The sequence below is a fragment of the Streptomyces xinghaiensis S187 genome (genome assembly GCF_000220705.2).
Classification (GTDB): Bacteria; Actinomycetota; Actinomycetes; order Streptomycetales; family Streptomycetaceae; genus Streptomyces; species Streptomyces xinghaiensis.
The window spans coordinates 3384453-3405154 of record NZ_CP023202.1; the positions used below are offsets into that span (position 1 = coordinate 3384453).

Consider the following 20702-nt stretch of genomic DNA (forward strand, 5'->3'; position numbering starts at 1 on the left):
CGGTCCCGCACCCGGGGCGGGCTGCGGGGAGCCGTCTCAGGGGAGATTGGCGAAACGTTCGACCTTGTCGATGCGGCCGAGGATGAGGATGACGTCCCCGTAGGCCAGGACGGTGTCGGAGGTGGTGTGGGTGAACTCGCCGCCGGAGGGCTGGACGGCGACCACGGTGACGTCGTGCCGGTTCCGCACCCGGGCCTCGCGCAGCGGCACGCCGACGAGCTCCCGGGGCGGGCTGACCTTGACGAGCGCGTGCGCCGGGTCGAGTTCGATGTAGTCGAGCATCCGGCCGGAGACCAGATGGGCCACCCGCTCGCCCATGTCGTGCTCGGGGAAGACGACGTGGTGAGCGCCGATCCGGTCCAGGATCCGGCCATGCTGGATGCTGATCGCCTTGGCCCAGATGGTCTCGATCTCCAGCTCGGTCAGGAGCGAGGTGACCAGGATGCTGGACTCGATGTCCGAGCCGATGGCGACCACGGCGCGCGAGAAGTCGGGCACGCCCAGCTGACGCAGCGCCTCGATGTCCGTGCAGTCCGCGGTGACGGTGTGGGTGAGCCGGCCCGACAGGCTCTGCACCACCTTGGGCCTGCTGTCGACGGCCAGGACCTCGGTGCCCCGGCTGGTGAGCTCCAGGGCCAGGGAGCTCCCGAAGCGGCCCAGGCCGATCACGACGACGGGTTCCCTGCTGCTGTCAGCCAACGATGGTCCTCTCCTCGGGAAGCTCGTAGCGGCGGGCGCGGTCGCGCAGGGCGAGGGCGGACGCCACGGTCAGGGGGCCGAGCCTGCCCACGAACATCAGGACGGTCAGGAGCACCTTCCCGGCCGGTGGCAGATCGCCGGTGATCCCGGTGGACAGACCCACCGTGGCGAAGGCCGAGATCGCCTCGAACAGTACTTGGTCCAGGCTGTAGGAGGTGAGGACCAGCAGGTTGAAGGTCGCCAGCGCCACACCGCCGACGCTCAGCAGCACGATGGCGAGCGCCTGCCGCTGGTTGCTCTCGGGCACCCGGCGCCGCCCGACCTGCACCCCCGGCTCGCCCCGCATCTCCGCCCACAGCACGAACGCGAGCAGCCCGAAGGTCGTCACCTTGATCCCGCCGGCGGTGCCCGCGCTGCCCCCGCCGATGAACATCAGGACATCGGTCGCCAGCAGGCTCTCGGGCACCTGGGCCGAGGTGTCGATGCTGTTGAAGCCCGCCGTGCGGGACATCACCGAGGCGAAGAAGCCCGCCAGCCACTTCCCGGGAGTGTCCAGCGGACCCAGCGTCCGGGGGTTGGTGTACTCGGCGGAGGTGATCACGAGGGTGCCCACGACGAGCAGGACCGACGTCAGCACGACGGTGATCCGGGTCAGCACCGACCACGACCGCGGCCGCCGCCAGCCCCGCGCCAGCTCGAAGACGACGGGGAACCCGAGACCGCCGACGACGACGGCCGCCGCGATCGGCAGGCACACCCACGGGTCGTCCACGTATCCCATGAGGCTGTCGGAGTTGAGGGAGAAACCGGCGTTGTTGAAGGCGGAGACCGAGTGGAAGACGGCGTCGTAGAGGGAGGCACCGAGAGGACGGTCGTGGACGGTGAGGAACACCACGGCGAGCACCGCCGCCACCACCGCCTCGACGGCCAGGCTGAACAGCACGATATTGCGGACGACGCGGCGCATCCCCCGCATGCTGAGCGTCTTGGTCTCCATCTGCGCCAGGAGCCGGGTGCGCAGCCGCAGCCGGCGCGACACCAGCACCGCGAGCAGCGTGGCCAGCGTCATGATGCCCAGGCCCCCGGCCTGGATGAGCACCAGGATGGTGACCTCGCCGAAGGTGGACCAGTGCCCGGCGGTGTCCACGGTGACCAGACCCGTCACGCACACCGCGGAGGTGGCGGTGAAGACCGCGTCGACCAGATGCGTGCGCTCCCCGGTCTCCGTGGCCACGGGGAGCGACAGCAGCACCGTGCCGACGGCCACCGCCGCCGCGAACCCGCCGACGAGAATCTGCCCCGGATGGCGCAGCGGGGCCGCCACCCCGGGGCGGTAGCCGCTCCGTCCGAAGCGCTTCGCCACGATGCCGGTCACCGGGGCACCGCCGGGGCGACCGGGGCAGCCGCGTGGGCCGTACCGGTGTCCCCGTCCGGCCGTCCCACCGCGGCCGTCATGCTCCTCCGCACGTCACGTCTCCGCACACCGTTCCGCACTCCGCTCCGCGCTCCGCGGCACGGGACCCATCATGCTGCCGCGCTGCTCACCCGCTGCGCCCCGGGCCGGGCGGGGCGGTCGCGGTTGCGGGGCAGTGCGGGGCGGGCATATGACCGCACCCGCACTCAGTGTGAACGAACCGGTCACGGGCGTCCCGCCGGGGGGATGCGCTCGGCGGACGGGGGCGGGCCCGGCGGGGTGCCGTCGCCGAAGGGACGGCCGCCGAGCTGCTCGCGGTGGTGGGGGGTGAGCCAGCCGGAGAGGTCCGGGCCGGCGGGGACGATGCCCGTCGGATTGATGCCGGTGTGGACCCGGTGGTAGTGGCACTTGATGTGGTCGAAGTCCACGGTGTCGCCGAAGCCGGGCGTCTGGTAAAGGTCGCGGGCGTAGGCCCACAGCACCGGGTCCTCGCTGAGTTTCCGCAGGTTGCACTTGAAGTGCCCGTGGTAGACGGCGTCGAAGCGCACGAGGGTGGTGAACAGCCGGATGTCCGCCTCCGTGATGCTGTCGCCGACCAGATAGCGGCGGTCGGCCAGGCGTCCGGAGACCAGCTCCAGGCGGCGGAAGACGCCCCGGAACGCCTCCTCGTACTCGTCCTGGCCGGTGGCGAAACCGGCTTGGTAGACGCCGTTGTTGACGTCCCGGTAGACGCCCTCCATCACCTCGTCGATCTCGTCGCGCAGGGGCTCGGGGTAGAGATCGGGGGCGCCGGGACGGTGCAGGGCCGTCCACTCGGTGGCGAGGTCCAGGGTGAGGCGCTGGTAGTCGTTGGTGACGAGCCTGCCGGAGGGTATGTCGACGACCGCGGGAACGCTGACGCCGCCCGGGTGGTCCTTCTCCCGCGCCTCGTACGCCTCGCTCAGGAAGCGGATGCCGAGGACGGGGTCGCGGCCGTCCGGGTCGAGGGTGAAACGCCAGCTCCGGTCGTCCTGGACGGGGTCCGCGACGGCGAGCGACAGCGCGTCCTCCAGGCCGAGCAGCCGCCGGGAGACCAGGGCACGGCTCGCCCAGGGGCAGGCGCGGCTGACGGCCAGGCGGTAGCGGCCGGCTTCGACCGGCCAGCCGTCGCGGGCGTCGGCCGTGATCCGGTCGGTGAAGTGGCTCTTCGAGCGCCGGAAGGGTTGGTGTCCGTAGGCCGTGTTGCTGTTGGGGCCGTTCGCCCCGGGGCCGGCGGTGTCCGTCCCGGCGGTGCCGTCCATCGGTCGCTCCTCCCGCAGTGCTCGCGCCCGGACCACTTCGGCGGCGGCGGTGTGCGGTGCCGGTTCCGCGGGCGGTGGGCATCGGTCTCCGTTCGTCTGCCCGGTTCCGGAGGGGATGTGCCCCTGAGGTCCGGTACGGACGGTCCGGCCCGGCCGGCCGGGCCGGTGCGCGCCGGCAGGCGGAAGGGCAGCGGCAGACCGCCCCGCCTCGAACGTCCCCGTCCGCCCGGCCGGCGTCAGCGGCGCGGCAGGCTCGAGTCGCGGACGACGAGTTCGGGCTGGAGGACGATGTGCTCGTGGCGGTGGTCCGCCATGTCGCCGCCGGACTCCTGGAGGAGCAGTTCGGCGGCCAGCGTGCCCATCCGGACGGCCGGCTGGCGGACCGAGGTCAGCGGGACGGTCGCGGCCGCGGCGAACTCGATGTCGTCGTAGCCCACGATGGCCATGTCCCGGGGCACGGCCACCCCGGCGGCGAACATCGACTGGAGCAGGCCCAGCGCCAGCAGGTCGTTGGCGCAGAACGCGGCGGTGGGGCGGTCGGCCAGGCCCAGCAGCCTGGCTCCCGCGTCGCGTCCGGCGGGGACGTCCAGGCTCTCGGTGGGGATCTCGCGGAGCGTGTCCGCCTCCAGTCCGGCCTCGGCGAGGGCCCGGAGGGCGCCCTCGCGGCGGTCGCGGATCTGCTGGAGGTGCGGCGGTCCGCTGATGTACGCGATGGAGCGGTGGCCGGCCGCCACCAGGTGCCGGACCGCCAGGGCGCCGCCCGCCACGTCGTCCACCGAGACGGAGCACTCGGCCGCGTCCGCCGCCACCCGGTCCACCAGCACGAACGGGATGCCGTGCCGGCGGAAGGCGTCCAGGTTGCGGCCGGTGGCGTCGGCCGGGGTGAGCAGGACGCCGCGCACCCGCTGCTCGGCGAAGAGGGAGAGGTACTCGGCCTCCTCCTCCGGGCTCTGCGCGCTGTTGCACACCATGACGCGCATCCCGGCCGCCCGCGCCGCGCGTTCGGCGCCGCGCGCGACGTCCACGAAGAAGGGGTTGCCCATGTCGAGGACGAGCAGGGCGACGATACGGCTCCGGCCGGCCCGCAGCTGGCGGGCCGACTCGCTGCGGACGTAGCCCAGCCGTTCGATGGCGGACTGGACCCGGGCACGGGTCTCCACCGCCACCGCGTCCGGGCGGTTGATCACATTGGAGACCGTGCCGACGGAGACCCCGGCGGCCCTGGCCACGTCCTTGATGCCCACCGACTGCGCCGCCATCAGAGCACCGCCCCGGGGACTCGGGCCCGGACCCCGGTTCCGGCACGGGTTCCGGCCCCGTCCGCCCCGCCTCCGGGGCCGATCGGTGCGCGCGTGACGGCGGGGACGCGGGTGACCATCCGGGACTCCTGGAACTGGGGCGGGTGCGAGGCGGAACAGGGGCATGGGCATGGGCATGGGCGCGGGCGTCCACGAGGACGGGGGCGTCCACGAGGGCGGGCGCCGCGGTGAGGGCCGGGGCACGGGCCAGGGCACGGCGCCTCAGTCCAGATGGAAGACCTCGGCCAGCGGGCGCATGGCCTCGTCCGGCCGCGCCCCGCCGGGTGTCTCGAAGAAGGGCGCCATCTCCGCCTGCCAGCGGGCGTTGACCTCCGTCTCCGCCATCGCCCGCAGGGCGGCCCCGAAGTCGTCCGTCTCCAGATAGCCGACGAGCAGGCCGTCCTCGCGCAGGAAGAGCGAGTAGTTGCGCCAGCCGGCCGCGGAGAGCGCGTCGAGCATCTCCGGCCAGACGGCGGCGTGCCGCTCCCGGTACTCGTCGATGCGCTCCCGGCGGACCTGGAGCAGAAAGCAGACACGCCGCATGTCCGGTCCCCTTCCGGTCCCCGTCGGCCGGGCTCAGAAGTCGAAGTCGTCGATGTTGTCCTCGGTGAAGACCGCCGGAGGGCCGAGAACGACCTCTCCGTCCGTGCCGATCGTGTACTCACCGAGCTCCCCGGCCGTGAACGTCTCGCCCTCCGCACCGGTGATCTGCCCGGAGGCGAGGGCCGCCGCGGCGTAGGCGCCGAGGTAGCCCAGCTTCTCCGGGTCCCACAGGGAGAACCGCTCCACCGTGCCGTCCTTAATGTACTTGCGCATCTGGTTGGGCGTGCCGAGGCCGTTCAGGACGACCTTCTTCTTGTACGAGGAGTCGCTGAGGTAGCGGGCCGCCGCGGAGATGCCGACGGTGGTGGGCGAGATGATGCCCTTCAGGTCCGGGTACGCCTGGAGGAGTCCCTGGGTCTGCTGGAAGGACTTCTGGTCGGCGTCGTCGCCGTACGCGACCCGGACCAGATCCATCTTCCGGTAGGCGGGCTTCGTCAGCTCGTCCTTCATGTAGCGGATCCACGCGTTCTGGTTGGTGGCGTTCTGCGTGGCGGAGAGGATCGCGATCTTGCCCTGGTGACCGATCTGCTCGGCCATGTCGCGGACGAGGCTGCGGCCGATCTCCTCGGTGCTCGCCTGGTTGATGAAGAGCTGGCGGCAGTCCTTGGCGGTGTCGGAGTCGTAGGCGACGACCTTGATGTCCTTCCGCATCGCCTGCTTGAGCGGTCCGCACACGGCGTTGGGGTCGTTGGCGGCGATGAGGATCGCGTCCTGCCGCTGCCGGACGAGGGTGTTGATGTACGAGACCTGGGAGGAGGCGCCGGCGTCGGAGGGGCCGACCTCCTTGCCGGTGCCGCCGAACTCCGCGGCCGCGGCGATGCCCGCCTCGTCGACGATCTTCTCGTAGGGGTTGTTGATCTGCTTGGGCAGGAAGGCCAGTTTGAGGCCCTTCCTCAGCGGGGCGTCCGGGTCGGCGGTGGCGCCGGAGCCCCGGGAGGCGGCGGCCTTCTCCTCCGAGTCCTTGGTGGTGCCGGAGCAGCCGGCCAGGACGGTGGCCAGGGCGCAGGCGGCGGCAGTCGCCGCGGCGGCCCGGCGCCGGGCGGGGAGGTTCGCGTACATGGCGGTGGGCCTTTCGGGAGGGCGGGACGGGACGTCGGGGGTGGCGCGGCGGGCTTCGGGAGCGGAACGGCGGATGCGGGCTTCGGGAGCGGGACGGCGGATCACGGTGGCGGGGCGGCGGTGGCCGCGGCCGCGCGCCGGTGCCGCCGTTCCGCGGCCACGGCGACGGCGCGGGGGGTGAGGACGGAGCCGACGAGCAGCAGCCCGGTGACGATCACCTGGACCTCGTTCGCCACGTCGTTGAGGGTGAGGAGGTTCTTGAGGACGCCGATCAGCAGCACCCCGCACACGGCGCCGATGAGCGTGCCCTTGCCACCGTTGAAGTCGACCCCGCCGAGGAGCACGGCGGCGATGACGAGCATCTCGAAGCCGAAGCCGTTGTCGGCGCGTGCGCTGCCGTAGCGGAGGGTGAAGACGATCCCGGCGAAGGCCGCGAGGAGTCCGGTGACGGTGAAGAGGAGCAGCTTGATCCGCTTCACCCGGAGGCCGGCGAAGTACGCGGCCTCCTCCTGCGCCCCGATGGCGAAGAGCGCCCGGCCGAGGGCGGTGGCGTGCAGCGCGACGCCGGTGACCACCGCCAGCGCCAGGAACAGCACCACGGGGTAGGGCAGGAAGGTGCCGGGGAGCGTCGTGGTGTCGCTCGCCCAGCGCGCGTACGTCTCGGGGAAACCGGTCACCGCGTTGCTGCCGAGGACGACCGAGGCGAGACCGCGGTAGAGCGCGAGGGTGCCGATGGTGACGGCGAGCGGCGGCAGCCCGATCCGGGTGACCAGCCAGCCGTTGAGCAGCCCGCCCGCGACCCCGGCCAGCAGCACCACGGGCACGATCAGCTCGAACGCCCATCCGGCTTCCCAGAGGGCGCCGGTGAGGGCACTGGCCAGGCCGAGCACGGAGGCGACGGAGAGGTCCACCTGCCCGGCGACCACCAGCAGGGTCATCGGGAGGGCGATGAGTGCCACCTCGGCGATGTCGTTGAGCGCGAAGGCGAGGTTGCCGGGGTCCGCGAAGCCCTCGGTGGTGGCGAGCCCGGTGGCGAAAACGGCCGTGAGCAGGATGCCGATCACCGTGTCCCAGCGCAGGGCCACGCCCTTCACCCGCCCGGCCGGCCCGGGGCGGGTGGGGCGTCCGCCGGAGCTGCCCCCGGAACGCCCGCCGGGGCGCTGCTCCGGGTGCGGCCGGCCCGCCGCGGTGTCAGACGCCGTCGGCATGGTGGGGGCTCCTCTTCCGCAGGGCGCGGGTGACGCGCAGGTGGACGACGCGGTCGACGCTGATGGCCGCCAGCAGCAGCGCACCCGTGATGGCCCCCTGCCAGAAGGCGTCGACCCTGAGGACGACCAGGGCGCTGCCGATGGTGGTGAGCAGCAGGGCGCCGAGCGCCGCGCCCCAGACGGTGCCGACGCCGCCGGTGATGGCGACGCCACCGACGACGACCGCGCTGACGACCGTCAGTTCCCAGCCGCGGGCGTTGTCGGCGACGACGGTCCCGAACCGGGCCAGCCAGAGGGCTCCGGCGAAGCCCGCGACCGCCCCGGAGAAGAGGTAGGCGGCGAGGACGCGGCGGCGGATCGGGATTCCCGCGAGACGGGCGGCCTCCGGGCTGGAGCCGATCGCGTACAGCTCCCGTCCGCCGTGGTAGGAGCGCAGGTAGAAGGCGGTGGCGGCGAGCACGGCCGCGGTGATCAGCAGCAGATACGGCACACCGAGGAGGCTGCCGCTGCCGAGCCGCAGCACGGCGCCGGGCACCTCGCCCGCGCTGATCTGCTCGCCCTGCGCCCACCAGTAGTCGACGCCCTGGACGATGTACAGCGTTCCGAGGGTGACGACCAGCGCGGGTACCCGGCCGAAGCTGACGAGGACGCCGTTGACCAGCCCGGCGAGCAGCCCGATCCCGGTGCCGACCAGCAGGACGGTGAGCGGCCCGTGCTCCGTGCCGGCGGCGAAGGTGCCGCAGGCGAAGGCGGAGAGGCCGACCACCGAACCGGCCGACAGGTCGATGTTCCGGGTGATGACGACGACCGCCTGGCCGACCGCGAGCAGCACCAGGATCGATGCGTTGAGCAGCAGGTCCTTGACGCCCTGGTCGGACAGGAAGCGGGGGTTGGCCGCCCAGGTGGAGAGGATCAGCAGGGCCAGGGCGCCGGCGATGCTGATCTCCCGGGCCCGGAGGACGGCGTCGGCGAGGGCGCGTGCCGAGCGCCCGGTGGCGGGCGGGGCCGCGGGGGGCGGCCGGAGGGTGGTGGTCATGCCGCCCGCTCCTTCCCGGCGAGCCCGGTGGCCGCGGCCATGACGGCGGTTTCGGTGGCCCGTTCCCGGGGGATCTCGGCGGTCAGCCGGCCCTCGTGCATGACGAGGACCCGGTCCGCCATGCCGAGCACCTCCGGGAGATCGGAGGAGATCATCAGCACCGCGAGCCCGTCGGCCGCGAGCGAGGACAGCAGGCGGTGCACCTCGGCCTTGGTCCCGACGTCGATGCCGCGGGTGGGTTCGTCGACGACGAGCACCGAGGGGCCGGTGGCGAGCCACTTGGCCAGCACGACCTTCTGCTGGTTGCCGCCGGAGAGCACCCCGGCCGGGTCGGAGAGGCGGCCGTACCGCAGGTGCAGCCGCACGGCCCAGTCGGCGGCCCGTCCGCGTTCGAGGGAGCGGCGCACCAGGCCGGCTCCGCCGAGCCGGCCGAGGCCGGTCAGCCCGATGTTGCGTTCGATGGAGAGGTCCATGACCAGGCCCTGGCGGCGGCGGTCCTCGGGGACGAGCGCCAGCCCGGCCGCCATGGCGGCGGTGGGGGAACCGGCGCGCAGCGGCCGCCCGTTGACGCGCACCTCTCCGGCGTCCGGGCGGTCGATGCCGAAGACGGCCCGCGCCACCTCCGAGCGCCCGGCGCCCACCAGGCCGGCGAGGGCGACGATCTCGCCGCGGCGCACGTCGAAGGAGACGTCGCGGAAGACGCCCTCGCGGGTCAGCCGGCGCACCGACAGGGCCGTCTCCCCGACGTCCGCGGGCCGCTTGGGGTAGAGGTCGTCGAGCTCACGGCCGACCATGCGGTGGACGAGGTCCTCCTCGGTGAGGCCGGCCAGCGGCTCGGAGGAGACCCGTTGGCCGTCGCGCAGGACCGTGACCCGCCGGCACAGCTCGAAGATCTCCCGCAGCCGGTGGGAGATGAAGAGCACGGCCGTGCCCTCGGCGCGCAGGCTCTCCACGACCCCGAACAGGCGTGCCGTCTCGGTGCCGGTGAGGGCGGCCGTGGGCTCGTCCATGACGAGCACCCGGGCGTCGAAGGAGAGGGCCTTGGCGATCTCGACGATCTGCTGGTCGGCGATCGACAGGCCGCGGGCGGGCCGGTCGGGGTCGGGGTCCACGCCGAGCCGTCGCATGAGGGAGGCGGTGGCGTCGCGGACGGCGGCGCGGTCGATGCGGCCGAGGGCGGGGCGGAAGGGGCGGGAAGGGCGGGAGGGGCGGGAACCGTCGGAGGGGGCGGGGGTCCGGAAGGGGCGGGAGACGCGCGGCAGGCGGCCCATGAAGACGTTCTCCGCGACGGAGAGGTCCGGGAAGAGCGTCGGCTCCTGGTGGATCACCGCGATGCCCGCGTGCCGGGCGTCGGCGGGACCGTGGAAGACGACGGGGCGGCCGTCGAGCAGCAGTTCGCCCGCGTCCGGGCGGTGGACCCCCGCGAGGATCTTGATGAGCGTGGACTTGCCTGCGCCGTTCTCCCCCGCCAGGGCGTGGGCCTCACCGGGGAACAGCTCCAGGGAGACGCCCCGCAGGGCGCGGACGGCGCCGAAGGACTTGTGCACGGCGCGCAGGGACAGGACGGGTTCGGCGGGGGCGCAGGGACCGGCGGGCTCCTGGGATTTCCGGGGCTCCGGGGCCCCGGCGGGTCCCGCGCCCGGGTCGGGCTCGTTCATGGGGGCTCCTCGGCGGCGGGGGCGGCTCGACGGTTCCGGGGCCGGGACGGCGAAGGGGTGGGAAGCGAGCAGGGTGGATGAAAGGATTCATCCAGTTGCCGGGGAACGTAGAACCGCCCCGGCGGCGGCGTCAATGGGCGTGCACGCGGAAGTTCCCGATCTTCGCCCGTGAGCCAGGGCTGTCGGGCCCGGTCGGTCCGTTCCGCACCTTGACAGCCCTGGAAGGCGCCCTTAGTTTCCGAGTCAAAACGATTCAATGCCGAGGCCCGGGGAGCGCCGATCCATGACTGCCGCCGTATCCGCCGTGCAGGCGGCCCTGAGGTCCCAGGCCATCGAGACGCCTTCCTGGGCGTACGGCAACTCGGGCACCCGGTTCAAGGTGTTCGCACAGCCCGGCGTCCCGCGCACGGTCCGGGAGAAGCTCGACGACGCCGCCCAGGTGCACCGGCACACCGGCGTCGCGCCGAGCGTCGCCCTGCACATCCCCTGGGACCGGGTGGACGACTACGCGGCGCTCGCCGCGTACGCCCGGGAGCGGGGACTGCGGCTGGGCACGGTCAACTCCAACGTCTTCCAGGACGACGACTACAAGCTCGGCTCGGTCACCCACCCCGACCCGGCCGTGCGCCGCAAGGCCACGGACCACCTGCTGGAGTGCGTCGCCATCATGGACGCCACGGGATCGCGGGACCTGAAGCTGTGGTTCTCCGACGGCACCAACTACCCCGGCCAGGACGACACCGCCACCCGTCAGGGCCGGCTCGCCGAGGCCCTGGCCGAGGTGTACGAACGGCTGGGCGAGGGGCAGCGGATGCTGCTGGAGTACAAGCTCTTCGAACCGTCCTTCTACACGATGGACGTGCCGGACTGGGGCACCGCCTACGCGCACTGCCTCAGACTCGGGCCCAGGGCACGGGTGGTGGTCGACACCGGGCACCACGCCCCCGGAACCAACATCGAGTTCATCGTGGCCCTCCTGCTGCGCGAGGGAAGACTCGGCGGCTTCGACTTCAACTCCCGCTTCTACGCCGACGACGACCTCATGGTGGGCGCCGCCGACCCCTTCCAGCTCTTCCGCATCCTGCACGAGGTGGCCAAGAACGGCGGCTTCCGGGACGGGGACGGCATGGAGGGCGTCGCCTTCATGCTCGACCAGTGCCACAACATCGAGGCCAAGATCCCCGGGGTGATCCGCTCGGTGATGAACGTCCAGGAGGCCACCGCCAAGGCCCTGCTGGTCGACCTCGACGCGCTGCGCGCCGCACAGCGGGCCGGTGACGTCCTCGGCGCGAACGCCGTCCTGATGGACGCCTACAACACCGATGTCCGCCCGCTGCTCGCCGGACTCCGCGAGGAGCAGGGGCTGCACCCGGACCCGATGGCCGCCTACCGGGAATCCGGCTGGCAGGAATGGATCGTCGCGGAGCGCGTGGGGGGCGAACAGGCCGGCTGGGGAGCCTGAGCCGGCCCGTCCCGTCCTGCCCGCGCCCCCGGCTCACCCGCCCCCCGCCTCACCCGGTCCGCCGATACACCCGGCCGATCGCCCGCCTGTTCCACCGGACGCCCCGCCGGTACGCCGCCCGCGCGGCGGTACCCCGGTCCCCCGCACCGTCGTCTCCCGCCCCCTCCCCGCCACTCCGCCCCGCCAGTCCGCACGCCTCCCCCGCACCGGCCCGTCCCCGTACCGAAGGGCTCCGCCATGGCTGCCACCGTCCCCACCGTCCGCCCCGAGGTCGCCGCCCTGCTCGAACGCGCGCACCGGCTGGGCTCCGACCCCCGGAACACCAACTACGCGGGCGGCAACGCCTCCGCCAAGGCCACCGCCACCGACCCGGTCACCGGCGGCCCGGTCGAGCTGATGTACGTCAAGGGCTCCGGCGGTGATCTCGGCACCCTCACCGAAGCCGGGCTCGCCGTGCTCCGCCTGGACCGGCTGCGCGCCCTGCGCGAGGTCTACCCCGGGGTCGAACGCGAGGACGAGATGGTCGCCGCCTTCGACTACTGCCTGCACGGCCGGGGCGGCGCCGCCCCCTCCATCGACACCGCCATGCACGGCCTCCTCCGCGCCCCCCACGTGGACCATCTGCACCCCGACTCCGGCATCGCGCTCGCCTGCGCCGCCGACGGCGAGGCGCTGACCCAGGAGTGCTTCGGCGACCGCGTGGTGTGGGTGCCGTGGCGCCTCCCCGGTTTCCAGCTCGGGATGGACATCGCCGCCGTCGAGGCCGCCCACCCGGAGGCCATCGGCGTCGTCCTCGGCGGGCACGGCATCACCGCCTGGGGCGCCACCTCCGAGGAGTGCGAGCACAACGCGCTGCGCATCATCCGGGGCGCCGAGGAGTTCCTCGCCGAGCGCGGCCGGGCCGAGCCCTTCGGACCCGTACTCGACGGATACGCACCGCTGCCCGAGGAGGAGCGCCGCGCACGCGCCGCCGCCATCGCCCCGCTGATCCGCGGGCTGGTCTCCACCGACGCCCGCCAAGCCGGCCACTTCACCGACTCCCCCGCCGTCCTCGACTTCCTCTCCCGCGCCGCGCATCCGCGGCTGGCCGCCCTGGGCACCTCCTGCCCCGACCACTTCCTGCGCACCAAGGTCCGCCCGCTGCTGCTGGACCTGCCACCCGGTACACCCCCGGCCGAGACCGCCGCCCGGCTGCGGGAGCTGCACGCCGCCTACCGCGAGGAGTACGCCGCCTACTACACCCGGTACGCGACGGCGGACTCCCCCGCCCTGCGCGGCGCGGACCCGGCGATCGTGCTCGTGCCGGGCGTCGGCATGTTCTCGTTCGGAAAGGACAAGCAGACCGCCCGGGTCGCCGGTGAGTTCTACCTCAACGCGATCAACGTGATGCGCGGCGCCGAGGCCGTCTCCTCGTACGCGCCCATCGAGGAGAGCGAGAAGTTCCGGATCGAGTACTGGGAGCTGGAGGAGGCCAAGCTGCGACGGATGCCGGCGCCCAAGCCGCTGGCGACGCGGATCGCGCTGGTCACCGGCGGCGGCTCGGGCATCGGGCGGGCCGTCGCCCACCGGCTGGCCGCCGAGGGCGCGGCCGTGGCCGTCGCCGATCTGGACGGGGAGCGGGCGCGGACGGTCGCCGGGGAGCTGGGCGGGCCGGACCGGGCGGTCGCCGTCACCGCCGACGTCACCTCGGAGGAGGGGATCACGGACGCCCTGCGGGCCGCGGCGCTCGCCTTCGGCGGGGTGGACCTCGTCGTCAACAACGCCGGGATCTCCGTCTCCAAGCCGCTCCTGGAGACGACGGCCGCGGACTGGGACCGGCAGCACGCCATCATGGCGCGCGGCTCCTTCCTCGTCTCCCGCGAGGCCGCCCGGATCATGACCGAACAGGGCCTGGGCGGCGACATCGTCTACATCGTCTCCAAGAACGGCGTCGTCGCCGGCCCCGACAACATCGCCTACGGCGCCGCCAAGGCCGACCAGGCCCACCAGGTGCGGCTGCTCGCCGCCGAGCTGGGCGGACACGGCATCCGCGTCAACGGTGTCAACCCGGACGGCGTGGTGCGCGGCTCCGGCATCTTCGCCGGGGGATGGGGCGCGCGGCGGGCCGCGGTGTACGGGGTGCCGGAGGAGAAGCTGGGCGAGTTCTACGCCCGGCGAACGCTGCTGGGGCGGGAGGTGCTGCCCGAGCACGTCGCGAACGCCGTCTTCGTGCTGACGGGCGGGGAGTTGAGCCACACCACGGGGCTGCACATCCCGGTGGACGCGGGGGTGGCGGCGGCGTTCCTGCGGTGAACCGGGGACAGGGTCGCGGGCCGGTCCGGTGCGGTGCCGGCACGTGCGGCGGGCGCCTCCCGCGTGCGGTGCGGGGCCCAGGGCGCTGCACGCACCGCGGCGTACGGAGCGCGGGGGTGCACGCACCGCGGGCGCCGTGGGCGCCGTATACCGCGGGCTCCGGTGAGCCCGTCCGCCGCGGCCCCCTGCGCCCTGTCCCCCACGGGTCCGCGGGGGCCCCGTCCACCGCGCCCCGGAAGCGGAGCGCCCGCCCACCTGCCGTAGTCCGGTCCGGCCCGTGCCCCGTACCCCTCGTCGCGACCGCCCCGCCCGTCGTACCGCGACCGCTTCCTGCCCGTCCCCCTTTCCGCCGAGGTGCCGATGACGTCCACCCCTCCGCCCCGCTTCTCCGTCCCCTCCCGTTCCTCCCCGTCCGCCGACGTCCGGGGGCTCGTGTTCGCCGCGGCGGACCTCGGGGCGACCAGCGGCCGGGTGATCCTCGGCCGGTTCGGCCCGGACCGGCTCGACCTGACCGAGGCGCACCGCTTCCCCAACATCCCCGTCCGGCTGCCCGGCGGGCTGCACTGGGACGTCCTCGCCCTCCACCAAGGCGTCCTGGACGGGCTGCGCGCGGCGGCGCGGGCGGGCGGCGTCGCATCCGTCGGCATCGACGGCTGGGCCGTGGACTACGGACTGCTGGACGCCGACGGCCGGCTGCTCGGCAACCCGCACCACTACCGGGACGAGCGCACGGAGCGCGCGCCCGAGCAGGTGTTCGCCGTGGTGCCGCCCGAGGAGCTGTACCGGATCACCGGCCTGCAGCACTTGCCGTTCACCACCGTCTTCCAGCTCGCCTCGGCCCGGGGCAGCGCCCAACTGGACGCCGCGCAAACCCTGTTGCTCGTCCCCGACCTGCTGGTGCACTGGCTGACCGGCACCGTCGGCGCGGAGGCCACCAACGCCTCCACCACCGGACTGTTCGACGCCACCACCCGCACCTGGTCCGCCGCGCTGGCGGACCGGCTCGGCATCCGGCCCGGACTGCTGCCCCCGCTGCGCCTCCCCGGCGAACCGGCCGGGACCCTGCTGCCGCACGTCGCCGCGTACACCGGGCTGCCGCCCTCGACCCCCGTCACCACCGTGGCCTCGCACGACACCGCCTCGGCGGTCGCCGCCGTGCCCGCCCGCGGAGCGGACTTCGCCTATGTCTCCTGCGGCACCTGGTCCCTGGCCGGTCTGGAGCTGGACGCGCCCGTGCTCACCGAGGCCGCCCGGACCGCCGGCTTCACCAATGAACTGGGCACGGACGGCACCGTCCGCTTCCTCCGCAACATCATGGGCCTGTGGCTGCTGACGGAGACCCTCGGCACCTGGGCGGCGCGGGGCCTGCCGCACGCTCTCGGGCCGCTGCTGGACGAGGCGGCACGGGCCCGGCCGTTCGCCGCCGTCATCGACCCGGACGCGCCCGGGTTCCTGCCGCCCGGTGACATGCCCGCCCGGATCGCGGCCTTCTGCGAGCGCACCGGGCAGACGCCCCCGGAGAGCCCGGGCTCGCTGGTGCGCACCATCCTGGAGGCGCTGGCCCTGGCCCATGCCCGGACGGTGCGGCGGGCGGCGGAGCTGACGGGACGGGACGTGGCCGTGGTGCATCTGGTCGGCGGCGGCTCGCGCAACGCACTGTTGTGCCAACTCACCGCCGACGCGGCCGGGTTGCCCGTCGTGGCCGGACCCGCCGAGGCCACGGCCATCGGCAGTCTCCTCCTCCAGGCCCGCGCCCACGGCGCCGTCGGGGACGACCGCTCCGCACTGCGCCGGCTGGTCGCCGCGACGCAGCCGCTACGGCGCTACGAGCCGGGCGGCGACCGGCGTGCCTGGGCCGCGGCCGCCGCCCGGACCGGGCAGCGCAGTCCCTGAGGCCCGGGCCGGCTCCCGCCCTTGACGCGCGGCAGGCCCTCCGGACACCGGCCGGGGTCAGGACCGGCCGGACTCGATGGTGACGCCGAGCGGGATGCCGATCTCGGCGGCCATCACCCGGCCCGCCTCCTCCTCCAGCGAACCGTCGTCCGTCTTGGCCTCGGCGTCGAGGTCGAGGCCGTCCAGCTCCTCCAGCGGACTGCCGGTCCGGATGTGGCTGAGCAGCGACTGGAGAGCGCGGAGGGCGGCCGAGGCCGTCGGGCCCCAGGTGTTGAAGTACGAGAACTGCCACCACCACAGCGCCTCGGCGACCCGGCCGGCCTTGTAGTGGGCCATGCCGTGCCGCAGATCGCTGATGATGTCGGCGAGGTCGTCGGAGATCCGGTGCGGCACCGGCTCGCTCCGCGGCACGTACGGGTCGAAGACCTCGGAGTAGACGTCCGCCGGTTCGAGCAGCACCGCGAACCGCTCGCGCAGCTCGTCCATGTCGGGCTCCGGGCCGGTGTCCGGCTCGTACCGCTCGACGGGGACGAAGTCCTCGTGCGCGCCGAGCCGCCCGCCGGCCAGCAGCAGCTGCGAGACCTCCAGCAGCAGGAACGGGATCGCGCTGCCGGGTTCGTCGCCCTTCGCCACCTCCGTGACCGCGACCAGGAAACTCTCGATCTGGTCCGCGATCTGAACGGAGAAGTCGTCCGGGTTCATCTGGGGGTTGTGCAGCGTGGCGTCAGACATCGAGCAGTCGTCTCCCTTCGAAGGCACGCCCGAGGGTGACCTCGTCGGCGTACTCCAGGTCCCCCCCGACCGGGAGGCCGCTGGCCAGTCGTGTGACCTTCATGCCCATGGGCTTGATCATGCGCGCGAGGTAGGTGGCCGTGGCCTCTCCCTCGAGGTTCGGGTCGGTGGCCAGGATCAGCTCGGTGACGGTGCCGTCGGCGAGCCTGGCCAACAATTCCCGTATACGCAAATCATCGGGCCCTACACCCTCGATCGGACTGATCGCTCCGCCGAGGACGTGATAGCGGCCGCGGAACTCCCGGGTGCGCTCGATGGCGACGACGTCCTTGGGCTCCTCGACCACGCAGATGACGGACGGATCGCGGCGCGGGTCCTGGCAGACCCGGCACCGCTCCTCCTGCGCCACATTGCCGCACACCTCGCAGAACCGGACCCTGGCCTTCACCTCGGTCAGCGCCTGGGCGAGCCGGCGGACATCGGTGGGCTCCGCCTGGAGGATGTGGAAGGCGATCCGCTGCGCGCTCTTGGGACCGACGCCGGGCAGCCTGCCCAACTCGTCGATGAGGTCCTGGACCACGCCTTCGTACACGGGCCGCCTTCTCCTTCTTCTCTTCCCGCCGCCGCCTCACCGGGCCGGGGCCCGGAGCGGTGGGGCGGCGGTGCTGTGCCGCTGTCCCGCGGTGTTGCCGTTCTGCCGTGTTGCTGTCCTGCTGCGGTGCTGCTGTGCTCAACCGGTCGCCGGGCGGCCGCGGTTGGCCGGGCGGGGACCCGGACGGGAGACCGCGGCCGGGGTCCGGACCGGCCGGCTCAGAAGGGCAGGCCCGGCATTCCGCCGAGCCCCTGGGTCAGCGGGCCCAGCTTCTCCTGCTGGAGCGCGCTCGCGGCGGCGTTGGCATCGCGCACCGCCGCCAGGATCAGGTCGGCGAGGGTCTCCGTGTCCTCAGGGTCCACCGCCTTGGGGTCGATGACCAGACCCTGGAGCTCACCGGATCCGGACACCGTGACCTTGACGAGCCCACCGCCCGCGGAGCCCTCGACCGACGACTCGGCCAGCTCCTGCTGCGCCTCGGCGAGGTCCTGTTGCATCTTCTGGGCCTGCTGCAGCAGCTGCTGCATATCGGGCTGGCCACCACCGGGAAACACGCGAGTTCGCTCCTGGCATCGACAACGGTTCGGTCTTCGCTTGACGAGCCTACGTGGTCCCCGGGCGCCGCGCTCTACACCGCAAGAAGGAGAAACCGGTACGGGACACCGACCCGTGCGCCACCGCCCCGGCTTCCGCTCCGCTGCGTATGAGGGCCGTCAACCGTCCGTACACCACGGGACACCAGGGCCTCCGGCGACGAGTGCACTCAAGGGCTGAGGGCACTCGGGGGCCAGTGGTCGCTCCGTGCCGGTGGCCACTCCGGGCCCGCTACTCGTGGGCGATCTCCTCCACGACCGTCGCCCCCAGTTCGCGAACGATCAACTCGTGCCCGGAGAGGGCCGAATCGTCGAGGTCGGGGTCGTCGGCGGCCGGCATGTCGTCCTCCGGGGCCACCGGGGTGCGCCGCGGCTGGCGCGAGGGCTGGGAGGGGACCGGAGCGGTCGCCTCCGGACGGGACCGCGGCTGCGCCGGGGCCGCACCCGGCGACCCCGGGTCCGCGGCGGGCGCCGGTGCGGCGGAGGGCTGGGCCGGAGCGGACTGCCGGGGCCCGGACGGGGCTCCGCCCCCGAAACCGCCTCCGCCACCTCCGCCGAAGCCTCCTCCACCGCTTCCGCCGCCGTAACCGCTTCCGCCGCCGAAGCCCGATCCCGGCCCGGAGGCGGGCGGGGCCGAACCGCCCCCGCCGCCTCCCGTGGTGTCGACCACCGATTCGATCTTCCACTGCACATGGAGCGACTCGGCCAGCGCCTGCCGCAGCACGTCCTCGCTGCCACCGCTGACGAAGCTGTCACGGGCACCCGCGTTCGAGAAGCCGATCTGCAGGGTCGTGCCGTCGAAGCCCATGACATGGGCGTTCTGGCTCAGCAGGATCCAGGTGAACCGGCGGCGGTTCTTGACCGCCTCCAGGATGTCCGGCCACATCTGCCGCACCTGGGCGGCGCCCTGTGCCGACCCCGGCGCGGGAGCGGACGCGGCAGCGTCCGGCGCCGGTGCGGACTCCTGCGGCCCGGGCGCTCCGGCCCCGCCCGGCCCGGCGGCACCGCCTCGCGGCCCCTGGCCGAGCGCGGCGGCCGTGGGCCAGCCGCCGGGCCGGTGGCCCGCGCCCTCCGCACCGGCTGTACCGGGAGCCGCGCCCTGCGCACCGCCCGGTGCGGCACCCGGGCCGCCCGCGCCCGCGCCGGGCCGTCCACCGGGTCGCTGCCCGCCGTCGGCGGCCCCGCCGCCCTGACCTGACGGGGCCCCGCCGCCCTGACCGGGCCAGGCTCCGGCAGGCCGCCGCTCCTCACCGGTGCCCGCGCCCGCACCCGTTCCCGGAGCGGACGCGGCAGGGGGCGCCGCGGCCGGAGCCGCGCCACTCGGCCACCCTCCGGGGCCCGCACCGGGACCGGCCGGGGCCGCTCCGCCCTGCTGCCCCGGGGCACCGCCCGGAGCCGTCGTCCTTCCCTGCTCCTCCCCCGGGCCGCCCGCCCCGGGGGAGACCGGAGGCGGCCCCTGAGCCGCCGGGGCCGTGGGCTCCTGACCGGGAGCCGGCGGCTGCTGCGCGGCCCGGTTCGGCAGCGCGGCCCGGGCCGCGGCGGGCCCCGCCGGACCGGACGGACCGCCGGCCGGGGCCGCGTAGGCGTCCGGACCGGGCCCCGGGACCTGGCCGCTCATCCCGGCTCCCCCCGCGCCCATGGCCGCGCCGCCCGCGAGGGCCCCGCGCTCCAGCCTGTCCAGCCGGGCCTGGAAGGAGCGCTCGTCGTCGAAGGCCGCGGGCAGCAGGACGCGCGCGCAGATCAGTTCGAGCTGGAGCCGCGGGGAGGTGGCCCCGCGCATCTCGATGAGCCCGGTGTTCACCAGGTCCGCGGCCCGGCTCAGCTCGGCCGCGCCGAACCGCTCGGCCTGCGCCCGCATCCGGTCGAGGACATCGGCCGGGGCGTCGATCAGCCCCTTGTCGGCGGCGTCCGGCACGGCGGCCAGGATGACCAGGTCGCGCAGCCGCTCCAGCAGATCGGCGACGAAGCGGCGCGGGTCGTTGCCGCCCTCGATGACGCGGTCGGTGACCTCGAAGGCGGCGCTGCCGTCCCCCGCCGCGAAGGCGTCCACGATGGCGTCGAGGAGGGAGCTGTCGGTGTAGCCGAGCAGGGCGGTGGCCATGGCGTAGGTCACGCCGTCCTCGGCGGCGCCCGCGAGGAGCTGGTCCATCACGGACATCGAGTCCCGCACGGAGCCGGCCCCGGCCCGTACGACCAGCGGCAGCACGCCCTCCTCGACAGGGATGGCCTCGCGCTCGCAGACCTCGGCGAGGTAGTCCCGCAGGGTGCCGGGGGGCACCAGCCGGAACGGGTAGTGGTGCGTCCGCGACCGGATCGTGCCGATGACCTTCTCGGGCTCGGTGGTCGCGAAGATGAACTTGAGGTGCTCCGGCGGCTCCTCGACCACCTTCAGCAGGGCGTTGAAGCCCGCCGGGGTGACCATGTGCGCCTCGTCGATGATGTAGATCTTGTAACGACTGGAGGCGGGGCCGAAGAACGCCTTCTCGCGCAGGTCACGGGCGTCGTCCACACCTCCGTGCGAGGCGGCGTCGATCTCGATGACGTCGATCGAACCGGGGCCGTTGCGGGCGAGGTCGCGGCAGGACTGGCAGTCACCGCAGGGCTGGGGCGTCGGCCCCTGCTCGCAGTTCAGGCAGCGGGCGAGGATCCGGGCGCTGGTCGTCTTGCCGCAGCCACGCGGCCCGCTGAACAGATACGCGTGATTGACCCGGTTGTTCCGCAGCGCCTGCTGCAGCGGGTCGGTGACATGCGACTGCCCGATGACCTCCGCGAAGGTCTCGGGACGGTAGCGGCGGTAGAGCGCGAGGGACGACACGCATACGACGATATCGGCCGCCGCCGACAACCGGCCCCACCCCGCGAATGACCCCGCGCACACGACCC

The 20702-nt window shown here is 73.8% G+C and carries 16 protein-coding genes; 3 read left to right on the forward strand and 13 right to left on the reverse strand.

Annotated elements, in window-relative coordinates; all coding sequences use genetic code 11:
- Window positions 1-36: 36 nt before the first annotated feature.
- The 9 genes from SXIN_RS14475 to SXIN_RS14515 all read right to left on the reverse strand — a co-directional run bounded on the left by SXIN_RS14475 (window position 37) and on the right by SXIN_RS14515 (window position 10255).
- Window positions 37-699: a potassium channel family protein gene (locus SXIN_RS14475; protein ID WP_039820402.1), complete on the reverse strand. Its 663-nt coding sequence runs from the start codon at window positions 697-699 to the stop codon at window positions 37-39.
- The gene (locus SXIN_RS14480; protein WP_019707496.1) at window positions 692-2074 is read right to left on the reverse strand and encodes a TrkH family potassium uptake protein; all 1383 of its coding nucleotides are present in this window, start codon (window positions 2072-2074) and stop codon (window positions 692-694) included. The genes SXIN_RS14475 and SXIN_RS14480 overlap by 8 nt, the downstream gene beginning before the upstream one ends.
- A gap of 263 nt (window positions 2075-2337) precedes the next feature.
- Entirely contained in the window at window positions 2338-3393 is a 1056-nt protein-coding gene (locus SXIN_RS14485) for a glutathione S-transferase family protein (RefSeq protein WP_019707495.1), read from the reverse strand.
- A 236-nt stretch (window positions 3394-3629) separates the two neighbouring features.
- Window positions 3630-4652: a LacI family DNA-binding transcriptional regulator gene (locus SXIN_RS14490; RefSeq protein ID WP_019707494.1), complete on the reverse strand. Its 1023-nt coding sequence runs from the start codon at window positions 4650-4652 to the stop codon at window positions 3630-3632.
- Between the two features lie 261 nt (window positions 4653-4913).
- Complete coding sequence (locus tag SXIN_RS14495; protein ID WP_019707492.1) at window positions 4914-5234, reverse strand: L-rhamnose mutarotase; 321 nt, start codon at window positions 5232-5234, stop codon at window positions 4914-4916.
- A 33-nt stretch (window positions 5235-5267) separates the two neighbouring features.
- Entirely contained in the window at window positions 5268-6353 is a 1086-nt protein-coding gene (gene rhaS / locus SXIN_RS14500; RefSeq protein ID WP_019707491.1) for a rhamnose ABC transporter substrate-binding protein, read from the reverse strand.
- 101 nt (window positions 6354-6454) lie between these two features.
- The gene (locus SXIN_RS14505; protein WP_019707490.1) at window positions 6455-7561 is read right to left on the reverse strand and encodes an ABC transporter permease subunit; all 1107 of its coding nucleotides are present in this window, start codon (window positions 7559-7561) and stop codon (window positions 6455-6457) included.
- On the reverse strand, window positions 7545-8597 hold the full coding sequence (locus SXIN_RS14510) for an ABC transporter permease (protein ID WP_019707489.1): 1053 nt from the start codon (window positions 8595-8597) through the stop codon (window positions 7545-7547). Before SXIN_RS14510 ends, SXIN_RS14505 begins: the two co-directional genes overlap by 17 nt.
- Entirely contained in the window at window positions 8594-10255 is a 1662-nt protein-coding gene (locus tag SXIN_RS14515; protein WP_019707488.1) for a sugar ABC transporter ATP-binding protein, read from the reverse strand. The genes SXIN_RS14510 and SXIN_RS14515 overlap by 4 nt, the downstream gene beginning before the upstream one ends.
- 283 nt (window positions 10256-10538) lie before the next feature.
- Between SXIN_RS14515 and rhaI the strand changes: the two genes are divergently transcribed.
- The 3 genes from rhaI (at window position 10539) to SXIN_RS14530 (ending at window position 15902) form a co-directional block, all read left to right on the forward strand.
- Window positions 10539-11717, forward strand: coding sequence for an L-rhamnose isomerase (gene rhaI / locus SXIN_RS14520; RefSeq protein ID WP_019707487.1), 1179 nt, complete (start codon window positions 10539-10541; stop codon window positions 11715-11717).
- 237 nt (window positions 11718-11954) lie between these two features.
- On the forward strand, window positions 11955-14009 hold the full coding sequence (locus tag SXIN_RS14525) for a bifunctional rhamnulose-1-phosphate aldolase/short-chain dehydrogenase (protein ID WP_019707486.1): 2055 nt from the start codon (window positions 11955-11957) through the stop codon (window positions 14007-14009).
- Window positions 14010-14369: 360 nt separating this feature from the next.
- Complete coding sequence (locus SXIN_RS14530) at window positions 14370-15902, forward strand: rhamnulokinase (protein WP_095757072.1); 1533 nt, start codon at window positions 14370-14372, stop codon at window positions 15900-15902.
- A 57-nt stretch (window positions 15903-15959) separates the two neighbouring features.
- On the opposite strand, the gene SXIN_RS14535 is transcribed toward SXIN_RS14530, so the two are convergent.
- The 4 genes from SXIN_RS14535 to SXIN_RS14550 all read right to left on the reverse strand — a co-directional run bounded on the left by SXIN_RS14535 (window position 15960) and on the right by SXIN_RS14550 (window position 20634).
- On the reverse strand, window positions 15960-16634 hold the full coding sequence (locus SXIN_RS14535) for a DUF5063 domain-containing protein (protein WP_019707484.1): 675 nt from the start codon (window positions 16632-16634) through the stop codon (window positions 15960-15962).
- A complete protein-coding gene (recR, locus tag SXIN_RS14540; RefSeq protein ID WP_019707483.1) occupies window positions 16627-17226 on the reverse strand; it encodes a recombination mediator RecR in 600 nt (199 codons plus the stop codon). Before recR ends, SXIN_RS14535 begins: the two co-directional genes overlap by 8 nt.
- 218 nt (window positions 17227-17444) lie before the next feature.
- Window positions 17445-17780: a YbaB/EbfC family nucleoid-associated protein gene (locus SXIN_RS14545; protein WP_078650222.1), complete on the reverse strand. Its 336-nt coding sequence runs from the start codon at window positions 17778-17780 to the stop codon at window positions 17445-17447.
- A gap of 271 nt (window positions 17781-18051) precedes the next feature.
- A complete protein-coding gene (locus SXIN_RS14550; RefSeq protein WP_095757073.1) occupies window positions 18052-20634 on the reverse strand; it encodes a DNA polymerase III subunit gamma and tau in 2583 nt (860 codons plus the stop codon).
- Between the last annotated feature and the right edge of the window lie 68 nt (window positions 20635-20702).

What these genes read in the sequence shown, in the direction of transcription:
- SXIN_RS14515 (WP_019707488.1), bottom strand. Translation starts at nt 10,255, where the DNA reads ATGAACGAGCCCGACCCGGGCGCGGGACCCGCCGGGGCCCCGGAGCCC.
- SXIN_RS14510 (WP_019707489.1), bottom strand. Translation starts at nt 8,597, where the DNA reads ATGACCACCACCCTCCGGCCGCCCCCCGCGGCCCCGCCCGCCACCGGG.
- rhaI (WP_019707487.1), top strand. Translation starts at nt 10,539, where the DNA reads ATGACTGCCGCCGTATCCGCCGTGCAGGCGGCCCTGAGGTCCCAGGCC.
- SXIN_RS14535 (WP_019707484.1), bottom strand. Translation starts at nt 16,634, where the DNA reads ATGTCTGACGCCACGCTGCACAACCCCCAGATGAACCCGGACGACTTC.
- SXIN_RS14505 (WP_019707490.1), bottom strand. Translation starts at nt 7,561, where the DNA reads ATGCCGACGGCGTCTGACACCGCGGCGGGCCGGCCGCACCCGGAGCAG.
- SXIN_RS14525 (WP_019707486.1), top strand. Translation starts at nt 11,955, where the DNA reads ATGGCTGCCACCGTCCCCACCGTCCGCCCCGAGGTCGCCGCCCTGCTC.
- SXIN_RS14490 (WP_019707494.1), bottom strand. Translation starts at nt 4,652, where the DNA reads ATGGCGGCGCAGTCGGTGGGCATCAAGGACGTGGCCAGGGCCGCCGGG.
- SXIN_RS14485 (WP_019707495.1), bottom strand. Translation starts at nt 3,393, where the DNA reads ATGGACGGCACCGCCGGGACGGACACCGCCGGCCCCGGGGCGAACGGC.
- rhaS (WP_019707491.1), bottom strand. Translation starts at nt 6,353, where the DNA reads ATGTACGCGAACCTCCCCGCCCGGCGCCGGGCCGCCGCGGCGACTGCC.
- SXIN_RS14495 (WP_019707492.1), bottom strand. Translation starts at nt 5,234, where the DNA reads ATGCGGCGTGTCTGCTTTCTGCTCCAGGTCCGCCGGGAGCGCATCGAC.
- SXIN_RS14530 (WP_095757072.1), top strand. Translation starts at nt 14,370, where the DNA reads ATGACGTCCACCCCTCCGCCCCGCTTCTCCGTCCCCTCCCGTTCCTCC.